This is a genomic window from Actinomyces sp. MRS3W, assembly GCF_032465695.1.
GTDB lineage: Bacteria > Actinomycetota > Actinomycetes > Actinomycetales > Actinomycetaceae > Actinomyces.
In genome coordinates this window covers 1-9885 of sequence record NZ_JAWDJJ010000313.1, presented here as the reverse complement: position 1 = coordinate 9885, position 9885 = coordinate 1, and the positions used below count along the sequence as shown (strand labels likewise).

At 67.4% G+C, this 9885-nt stretch carries 7 protein-coding genes and 1 pseudogene; 2 read left to right on the top strand and 6 right to left on the bottom strand.

The features are described from left to right. The 3 genes and pseudogenes from RWX45_RS11830 to RWX45_RS11820 all read right to left on the bottom strand — a co-directional run. Positions 1-350, bottom strand: a pseudogene (locus RWX45_RS11830) (MOSC domain-containing protein); the annotation flags it as partial. Positions 351-391: 41 nt separating this feature from the next. Continuing rightward, positions 392-2263, bottom strand: coding sequence for a translation elongation factor 4 (gene lepA / locus RWX45_RS11825; protein ID WP_316023917.1), 1872 nt, complete (start codon positions 2261-2263; stop codon positions 392-394). Between the two features lie 129 nt (positions 2264-2392). Then, entirely contained in the window at positions 2393-3547 is a 1155-nt protein-coding gene (locus RWX45_RS11820) for a UDP-galactopyranose mutase (protein WP_316023918.1), read from the bottom strand. Between the two features lie 107 nt (positions 3548-3654). Here RWX45_RS11820 and RWX45_RS11815 point away from each other — a divergent pair, with 107 nt between their 5' ends. Next, on the top strand, positions 3655-4416 hold the full coding sequence (locus RWX45_RS11815; RefSeq protein ID WP_316023916.1) for a LytTR family DNA-binding domain-containing protein: 762 nt from the start codon (positions 3655-3657) through the stop codon (positions 4414-4416). Beyond that, the gene (locus RWX45_RS11810; RefSeq protein ID WP_316023915.1) at positions 4413-5738 is read left to right on the top strand and encodes a GHKL domain-containing protein; all 1326 of its coding nucleotides are present in this window, start codon (positions 4413-4415) and stop codon (positions 5736-5738) included. The genes RWX45_RS11815 and RWX45_RS11810 overlap by 4 nt, the downstream gene beginning before the upstream one ends. A 227-nt stretch (positions 5739-5965) precedes the next feature. On the opposite strand, the gene RWX45_RS11805 is transcribed toward RWX45_RS11810, so the two are convergent. The 3 genes from RWX45_RS11805 to RWX45_RS11795 form a co-directional block, all read right to left on the bottom strand. Beyond that, on the bottom strand, positions 5966-7081 hold the full coding sequence (locus RWX45_RS11805; RefSeq protein ID WP_316023914.1) for a glycosyltransferase family 2 protein: 1116 nt from the start codon (positions 7079-7081) through the stop codon (positions 5966-5968). A gap of 102 nt (positions 7082-7183) precedes the next feature. Beyond that, complete coding sequence (locus tag RWX45_RS11800; RefSeq protein WP_316023913.1) at positions 7184-7822, bottom strand: hypothetical protein; 639 nt, start codon at positions 7820-7822, stop codon at positions 7184-7186. 72 nt (positions 7823-7894) lie between these two features. Then, on the bottom strand, positions 7895-9885 hold a 1991-nt coding region (locus RWX45_RS11795; protein ID WP_316023912.1), incomplete at its 5' end, for a glycoside hydrolase family 3 C-terminal domain-containing protein.

Genomic DNA, 9885 nt, shown 5'->3' with positions numbered 1-9885 from the left:
TCGCCCTGCTGGTCGCCGACAACGCCCAGCCGGTTGATGGCCACCGGCCCCGCCAACGGGACCTTGTGGATGGCGGACAGGCCCGCCTCGCCGCTGTCGGGACGCACCTGCGCCAGGGCGCAGACAGCGCCGATAGTGCCGACCAGGTCGCCGTCGTGGAAGGGGGACGGCTCATCCGCGTGGTGCCCGTCGGCGCCGGCGTGCGGCTCCCCCAGGCGCCGCGCCAGCGAGGCGGTCAGCTTCAGGCCCACGCCGTCATCGCTGAGGGCCGCCTCCACGGTGCCGGAGGTGACCGGAATGCCATCGATCCGCTCCGGAGTAGCCCCCTCGTGGCTCGCTTGGCTCATCATCGCGCTCCTTCGCTGCTCCTTCGCTTCCTTACGCCCCAACGCTACTTGCCGGTCGGCTGATCGGCGCCCAGCACGGCGATGAAGGCCTCCTGGGGGACCTCGACGCGGCCGACGGCCTTCATGCGCTTCTTGCCCTCCTTCTGCTTCTCCAGCAGCTTGCGCTTGCGGGTGATATCGCCGCCGTAGCACTTGGCGAGCATGTCCTTGCGCAGGGCGCGGATGGTCTCGCGGGCAATAATGCGGCTGCCGACGGCGGCCTGCACCGGCACCTCGAACTGCTGGCGGGGGATGAGGTCCTTGAGCCGTCGGGTCAGCTTCTGCCCGTAGGAGTAGGCGGAGTCCTTGTGGACGATCGCGCTGAAGGCGTCGACCTTCTCCCCGTTGAGGAGGATGTCGACCTTGGTCAGGTCAGCGCTCTGGGTGCCATCGGGCTCATAGTCCAGGGAGGCGTAGCCACGGGTGCGGGATTTGAGGGCGTCGAAGAAGTCGAAGACGATTTCCGCCAGCGGCAGGCGGTAGCGCATCTCCACGCGGGTTTCGGACAGGTAGTCCATGCCCAGCATGGTGCCGCGCCGCGACTGGCACAGTTCCATGACGGCACCGATGAACTCGCTCGGGGTCAGGATGGTGGCCCGCACGATCGGCTCCTGGACGTCGCGGACCTTCCCCTCGGGGAACTCGCTGGGGTTGGTCACCGTGTGGGTGGTGCGGTCCTCCATGGTGACCTCGTAGACCACCGACGGGGCGGTGGAGATAATGTCGAGGTTGAATTCGCGCTCCAGGCGCTCGCGGATGATCTCCAGGTGCAGCAGACCCAGGTAGCCGCAGCGGAAGCCGAAGCCGAGGGCCACCGAGGTCTCCGGCTCGTAGGTGAGGGCGGCGTCGTTGAGCTTGAGCTTGTCCAAGGCGTCGCGCAGCGCGGGGAAGTCGGATCCGTCCACCGGGAACAGGCCGGAGAAGACCATCGGCTTGGGGTCCTGATAGCCGGCAAGCGGCATGGTGGCCGGGGAGGCGGCGGACGTGACGGTGTCACCGACCTTGGACTGGCGCACGTCCTTGACCCCGGTGATGAGGTAGCCGACCTCGCCGGCGCGCAGCCCCTGGGTGGGGGTGGGCTCGGGGCTGATGACGCCGATCTCCAGCAGGTCGTGGACCGCCCGGGTGGACAGCATCTCAATGCGCTCGCGGGGCTTGAGGGCGCCGTCGACAACACGCACGTAGGTGACCACACCCCGGTAGACGTCGTAGACGGAGTCGAAGATCATGGCGCGGGCCGGTCCTTCGCTCTCCCCGCTGGGCGGCGGGACGGCCTGGACAATGCGGTCGAGCAGCTCGGGTACGCCCGCACCGGTCTTACCGGACACTCGCATGACCTCGTCCGGGTCGCAGCCGATGAGGGAGGCGATCTCCTCCGCGTGCTTGTCCGGTTCGGCCGCCGGCAAGTCGATCTTGTTGAGCACGGGGATGATCGTTAAGTCCCCCTCGATCGCCATGTACAGGTTGGCCAGCGTCTGCGCCTGGATGCCCTGGGCGGCGTCGACCAGCAGGACAGCGCCCTCACAGGCGGCGAGTGACCGGTTGACCTCGTAGGAGAAGTCGACATGCCCGGGGGTGTCGATCATGTTGAGCGCGTAGGCGCGGGTGACACCGTCTGCCCCCTCGACCGCCCAGGGCATGCGCACCGCCTGGGACTTGATGGTGATGCCGCGCTCGCGCTCGATGTCCATGCGGTCCAGGTACTGGGCGCGCATGTCGCGCGGGGCGACGACGCCGGTGGCCTGGAGCATGCGGTCCGCCAGGGTGGATTTGCCGTGGTCGATATGCGCAATGATCGAGAAATTGCGGATCTGGGTCTGCGCGGTGGCGGCCGGGGCGACGCTCGCGGCCTGCTCGGGCGTGGGGATCGGTGGCACGTGAATCGGTTTCCTGGCTCTTCCTGGGTGCGTGTGAAGGGGCCTGTCGGCGGGCCCGTACAGATGTGTCCTAGTCTCCCACGCCTGGGGTGGGGCGCCCGCGTCGGGGCGCTGTGACATGCGGTGCGCTCAGGAGAACCAGGGGCGCACCTGGTCCTCGAAGCAGCTCAGGGCAGCAGCGATGGCCTCATCCATGTTGAGGTACCGGTAGGTACCGAGTCGTCCGCCGAAGGCGACTTGCTGGCCGCCCAGCTCGGCCGCCAGTTGCTGGTAACGAGCGAGTCGGCTGCGGTCACTCGGGGTGCCCACCGGGTAGTAGGGCTCGTCGTCCACGCCGGCTGGCCGCGAGTACTCCCGCATGATGACGGTGGCGTCATCCGGGTAGGCGCGCTCGGGATGGTAGTGGCGGAACTCGTGGACCCGCGTGTAGGGCACGGCAGCGTCGGAGTAGTTGACCACGGCGGTGCCCTGATGGTCGCCCGTGGGCAGGACGCGGGTGTCGAAGTCGAGGGTACGCCAGGTCAGGGCGCCCAAGCGGTTGTCGAAGAATCGGTCGAGGGCACCGGTGTAGACCACCGGCACCTGTCCCACACAGGCCTCACGGCTCAGTGGCCCGTCGGGGGCCAGGAAGTCCTGCCCCAGATACACCTCGATGCGCGGATCATCCAACATGGCTTCGATCCAGGCGCCGTAACCGGCGGTGGGGATGCCCTCGTACCGGTCGGAGAAGTAGCGGTTGTTGTAGTTCAGGCGCACCGGCAGTCGGGTGATGATGGAGGCGTCCAGCTCAGTGGGGTCGGTCTGCCATTGCTTGGCCGTGTAGTCCCGGATGAACGCCTCGTACAGGGGCCGCCCGATCAGGCTGATGGCCTTGTCCTCGAGGTTGGCGGGCGTACCGGTGATCTCTGCGGCCTGCTCGGCCAGCAGTGCCCGGGCTGCCTCCGGCCCCAGGGCGGCGCGGAAGAACTGGTTGATGGTGCCCAGGTTGATGGGGAGCGGGTAGATCTCACCGCCGTGATTGGCGTAGACGTGGTGGCGATAGTCGTTGAAGGCCGTGAAGCGGTTGGCGTAGGCCCACACGTCCGCGTCAGAGGTGTGGAAGATGTGGGAGCCGTAGCAGTGGATCTCAATGCCGGTGGCCGGATCCGGCTGCGACCAGGCGTTGCCGCCCGGGTGCTCGCGCCGGTCCATGACGATCACCCGCACGCCGAGTTCCTCCGCCGCGCGCTGCGCGATCGTGGCGCCGAAGAGCCCCGACCCGACCACCACCAGATCAGCCCGCATCTGCACGCCCTTCGTCATCGCTGTGAGGCTCGTCGTGTCGCCCGACGGCGGCGGTACACTAGCATGACCGCAACCGTTATCTCCCCTATCTTATTGTCATTGTCTGCATGATTTCGGATATTCCGCCGCCGCCGACGGAAAAGCGCTCGGCACCCATGATCCGGGTCGGCGTCGTCGAGGACGATGCCCGGCATCGGCATGTCCTCGTGGACTACCTCGACCGCTTCTCCGGGGAGAACAATCTGACGCTCAAGGTGCATACCTTTGAGGACGGGGCCGAGCTGCTGGAGGACTTCCGTCCGGTCTATGACCTGCTGCTGCTGGACATCCGCATGCAGGGGGCGGACGGCCTGGCCACGGCCCGGGCGGTGCGGGCGGTCGACTCCGACGTCGTCATCATCTTCATCACCTCCGCCCAGCAGTACGCCATCAACGGCTACGAGGTTTCCGCGCTCGGCTACCTGCTCAAGCCCTTCCCCTACACCTCCTTCGCCCGGGAGATGAACCGCGCTCGCACCGTGCTGGAGCGACGTGACCGCGCTGCCATCACGGTGAAGAATGGCGCCGACGTGCAGCGCGTCCCGGTGGGAGACATCGTGTACCTGGAGTCGGTGGGCCACCGCGTGGATATGCACCTGCTGGATCGCGTCATCTCCCAGGCCAGCACCCTCAAAGATTTGGAGCCCCGCCTGGCCCCGCACGGATTCTTCCGCTCGAACTCCTGCTACATCGTCAATCTCAAGCATGTGGTCGGGGTGCGTGAGCAGGACAGTGTCATGAGCACCGGTGAGGCGCTGCGCATCTCCCGTCCCCGACGCAAGGGGTTCATGCAGGCGTTGACCGAGCACATCTCGGGAACCCGCCAATGATCCAGGAGGCGCTGCCGGATATTCCCCGGCTGTGGACCGCCTTGGCCGAGTGGGGCGCCTGCCTGCTGTATGTGTTGGCCTCATGGCGCCCTCAGGATTCCCGCCGCCGCGGTGTCATCGTCATGGCCCTGTCGCTGCCGGCACTGTGCGGCTACCAGGTGGCAATCGGGCACCTGCCCATCTCCCTGTGGCTGGTGGGCATGTTCGGCGCCGTGGCCGCCATGTGGGGTGTCCTGCACCTGGCGCTCAGCGGCTCCCTGCGGCGGTCGACCTATCTGGTGGTACGCGCCTTCGTCGTCGCCGAGCTGGTGGCCTCCCTGGAATGGCAGCTCGAGGTCTTCTTCCTCGGTTCCCCGCCGACGGCGCTTTCCGTGGTCTTCCTCATCGTCGCGGACACGGCGGCGGGCGCGCTCATCTATCGCCTGGAGCGGCCCCGGTTCCGCACCGAGGTGGTCCCCACCACGGCCACCGTGGCCGGGGCGGCGGCCATTGCCGCCATCACCTTCGCCATGTCCAACCTCAGCTTCCTCAGTACCGCCACGCCCTTCTCCGGGCGCCTGGGCGCCGAGGTGTTCTACATCCGCACGCTCATCGACCTGTGCGGCTTCGTCATCCTCTACGCCCAGCGGGAGGTGGACCTGCAGAGCCGCGCCGCCTGCGAACTGGCCACCTCCGAGGCGCTACTGCACTCACAGTACGCCCAGTACCTCACCTCCAAGCGGGCGGTGGATCTCGTCAACCGCAAGTATCACGATCTGCGTCATCTCATCGCCGAGGTGCGCGCCGAAAAGGATCCCGCTACACGACTGGACCGGTTGGAGGAGCTGGAGCAGTCGATACGCCCATACGGAGCGTTCATGCGCACCGGCAACCCGGTTCTCGATGTCATCCTCACCGACAAGGAGCAGGCATGCCTGGAGCGGCGCATCACCCTGAATGCCATCGCCGACGGCGCCGCCCTCGGATTCGTCACCACGCGGGATCTGGTCACCATCGCCGGCAGCGCCCTGGACCATGCTCTCGAGGCCGTCTCGCGCCTGCCGGACGCCGAGGACCGGTGGATCCGCTTCGATATGCGCCGGCGCCGCGGCTTTGTGCTGCTGGAGGTCGAGAACCCGGTGGCGGCCGACGGGGAAACCCCGCTCGCCGCCAAGCCAGCCCCGAGCGTTCATGGGTTCAGGATCGGCCCGATCCGTTCGGCCGCGGCCGGCTACGGTGGGCAGGTCACCGCCGGAACAACGTCGCGGGGGACCTTCACCCTCCGCGTCCTGTTGCCGTTGCCCGATTCGGTTGAGCGCCGGCCCGCGGCGGCCACCGGGTAACCGGCCACGGGCGTCCACCCGCCAGCGCGCCCCGGTAGTGTCGTGTCCTCCTATGAGGCCGGCATGCCCCTGGCCCATGTACGACACGGTGGTTGGCGCCGAACACATGACTTAACCCTTCAGCACATAGGTTGGCCGACGAAGTCATCCGCCTTGCTCATGACTTCGAGGGTCAACCTATGCACTCGATGAAAGTTGGGGCGAGTTCTCCCTCATTGCTGGCCGATTCAGTTGAGGGCCAGCACGCGGCGGGCCACCTGGTAGCCGGCAACGGGCACCCATCCGCCGGCGCGCCCCGGTAGCGTCATGAGCCGCCCCATGGCGGTGGCGCGCACCCGCCGGGACACGTCCGGACGGGTCGCGTCCAGGCGTGCCCACAGTTGATCCTTAATGGCGAGGTTGCGCGCCGTGCCGGAGCGCAGGGCCATCGTGGTGATGACGACGGCGCTCATGGTGTAGATGTGCACGAGGTAGCGCAGCAGCGCCGCCGGCACCTCGCCCTCGTGGGGCATCGCCTCAAGCATGAGCGCATTGACCCGATCATGCTGGTCCAGACGGGAGACAATAACGTCGTCGGCGACGGATTGCCCTTCGCGGCCCACCGTGTAGTAGTACAGATCCAGGTCCACATAGGTGAGCGTGTGCACATGCCGCAGCGGCTCGAAGGCGAACAGGTTATCCACGTAGAAGCAGTGCTCTGGCAGGCGCAGCGCCGCCCGTTCCAGCACGTCGCGTCGGTAGGCGAGCGAGTGCATCATGAGGTACTGGTCGGGGCGGAACCGCCCCACGTCCTCCCAGCCGCCCCGGCGCCCGCGGGGAAGCAGCCTCCGGAAGCGCACGGCATGACGACTGCGGCGCAGCCCGCGCAGTCCCGGACGGGCCGGGCCGTGCCCGAGGCGGTACCAGGCCGGAGTGCCCTCACGCACGTACACGAAGTTGGTCACCACCAGGTCCGGTTCGGTGTGCTCCTCCCGCCAGGTACGCATGGTGCCCAGCAGGTACCGCAGTGCGCCGGGGTCGATCGCGTCGTCGGCGTCGCACACCTTGAGCCAGGTGCCCCACGCCGCCTCAATACCGGTGTTGATCGCGCCCCCGTGGCCCTTGTTCTCTTGGTGGATCACCTGGACCATGGGGTGGGTGTCCGCATAGGTGTCGGCGAGAGTGCCGGTGTCGTCGCTGGAGCCGTCATCGACGACGACGATCTGCAGCTCGTCGCCTGCACCTGCGGCGATGAGACTGGACAGGCAGCGGCCCAAGCAGTCTGCGGCGTTGTAGGCGGGAACGATGACCGTCATGAGCGGGCTGGCAGGCACCGTGCGGGTCTCCTTGTTCGGCGGACTCATTGGGGGCGCAGCGGACGGCGGGTGGATACCCGGCCCGCACCTGAGTCGCTCACGGGGTGGAACACTTCAGACACTACTACCGGATCCAAGCCGCCGCTCGGTTCAGCGAGCCGATTGCGCCTCAAGTTCGGTGTCTTCCGGCGCAGTCGCTTCATCCTCGGGCACCCGCTTGAAGATGACCTTGAAGATGGGGAAGAACACCCAGAAGGAGATCGCCGCGTTGATGATCATGGTGACCACGTCGGCTACCGTCTCGCCGGTGGCGGTGCCGAGCGTGCCCTTGCACCAGGAGTAGATGGGCTCCTTGTAGAGCACCTGGAGTGCAGCGGCGACGACGGTGATGACGACGTAAGCAAGGGCGTACCAGAAGGCGGCCTTCCAGACCGAGGAGTTGGATTTGAAGGTGATATTGCGCTGGGCGAAGAAGTTGATGACCTGTGCGATGAGCAGCGTGATCTCCACGGCCAGGAAGTAGGCCAGTCCCCCACCGGAGCCGTCGGCCTGAATGGGGCCGGCCACGTAGTCGAACAGGTACACGGTGCGCCCGCCGGAGGATCCAACCGGTAGGAATTGGAAGGTGGTGCCCTGCAGCGAGGTGAAGGTGAAGATCCACCGAAACACCGGCATGAGGATGAGCTGCAGCAGGGTGACACCGTTGGACAGGATGAAGAAGACGATGAACTGAGCGATGGTCTCGTGCCGCTCCTCAAAGCGGTGCCACCAGGCGGTGATCGGTTTCATGCGGGGTCTCGGTTTCTCGTAGCGGTGGGAGATGGATGGAAACAGCGTGCCCGGGTTGGGCACACCGATGAATCAGTGGGGGGCGTCAAGCCGCCTCTGGGTGGCCTTGTCCTGGCGTCGGTTGTGGAAGAAGCCGCCCACAATGGCGCGCAGCCCGCGCAGGCCGTGGCCGTTGGCGAAGTCGACAATGCCGTCGACCATGTCCTGCGAGACCATGCCGCCGGTCATCTTGGCCATGGCACGCGGCGGCATGTTGAGCATGAACAGGATGTTGAGATCGGGCTTGCCGGAGGCATCCGCCTTGGCCTTCTGCCGGTTCAGGACGCGGATGACCAGGTGGCCGAGGCGGCTCTTGGCATGTGCCAGGTCGGACAGGGGGCTGTTGTGGTCCAGCAGGGTGGAGGCGGCCGACTGCGGCACCGGCCGTCCTAAGAGCACGGCGAGTTCGGCGTCGGTGGCCGCGGTGACCTCGCCGGTGAGGTAGTGGCCCAGGGCGGGGTCGGCCGGGTCGACGACGTCGCCGTCCACCTCCCAGGAGGCCTCGAGCGGCAGGTCCTCGACATTGCGTCCCACCCGCAGCATCCAGGTGCCGGCCGGCCGCACCCAGCGCTTCTCGGCCGCCGAGTAGCGGCGGAAGGTGTAGGCGTCGAATGGGATGGTGACGGCCACCGACTCCCCCGCCGCGAGGCGAACCTTGGTGAAGCCCTTGAGTTCGCGTGCGGGGCCCCATACGCCTTCGGGGGCGCTCACGTACAGCTGCACCACCTCGGCGCCGTCAACGTCGGAGGTGTTGGTGAGGCAGACGTGGGCGCCGACCTCGTCTACCGTCAGATCGGAGTAGTCGAAAGTCGAATACGACAGCCCGAAGCCGAAAGGATGAGAGACGGCGGTGCCGGTGGTGGTGAAGTAGCGGTAGCCGACGTAGGGGCCGTCGCGGTAGACGGCCGCTTCCCCAGTGGCCGGGAACCACGCTGAGGTGGGGTGGTCCTCGTAGCGCACCGGGTAGGTTTCGGCCAGGCGCCCGGAGGGGTTGACGGCGCCGGTGAGCACCCGCAGCACAGCGCTCGCTCCCGCCTGCCCGGACAGGCTGGTGTGGACCACGGCCCGGGTGTCGGCCTCCCACGCGGTCTCCACCGCGGAGCCGGCAGCGACCACGGCGACGACGTTGCGGTTGACCTTGGCCAGTTCGGCGAGCATCCGGGTTTGTACCTCAGGCAGGCGCATATGGGAGCGGTCCAACCCCTCGGATTCGGACAGCTCGTCCAGTCCGATGCAGGCAAGCACGACGTCGGCCCGCCCGGCCAGCGCCACCGCCTCCCGCAGCAGGGCCTCGTTGGGGGCGCCCTGGCGGTCATAGCCCTGGGCGTAGCCGACCAGTTCCAGCCCGGTGGCGGCAAAGGCGTCCAGGATGTTGTCCAGGCGGGTGGGGTTGATCTGGGAGGAGCCGGAGCCCTGGTAGCGGGGGGTCTTGGCCATATCGCCGATGAGGGCCACGCGCGTGCCTGCGGCCAGCGGCAGCATGCCGTCCTGGTTGCGCAGGAGCACGATGGATTCTTCGGCGACCCTCCGCGCCAGCGCATGGTGGGCGTCGGCGTCAAAGGTCGGACGCTGTGCGTCGTGGGAGTGGGCGGCGCGGGCCATGGCGATGACCTCGGCGGCCCGCGCATAGACCGCTTCACGGCTGATACGCCCTTCCTTGACGGCGGCGACCACCTCACGGGCGGAGTGCAGGCCCGGCGCGGGCATCTCCAGGGAGGAGCCGGCTGCCGCTGCTGCACCGGCGTCATTAGACCCACCCCAGTCCGAGACGACCATGCCGGTAAAGCCCCACTCCTCGCGCAGAATCTCGGTGAGCAGGTGGGGGTTCTCGTTGGCGTAGACACCGTTGACCCGGTTGTAGGAGCTCATGAGCGCGCGCGGGCCGGCCTCACGCACGACGATCTCGAAGGCGGTGAGATAGATCTCCCGCATGGTGCGCTCATCCACGATGGAATCCGACGCCATGCGGCGCAGCTCCTGGCTGTTGACCGCGAAGTGCTTCGGGGTGGCTGCCACGCCCTGGG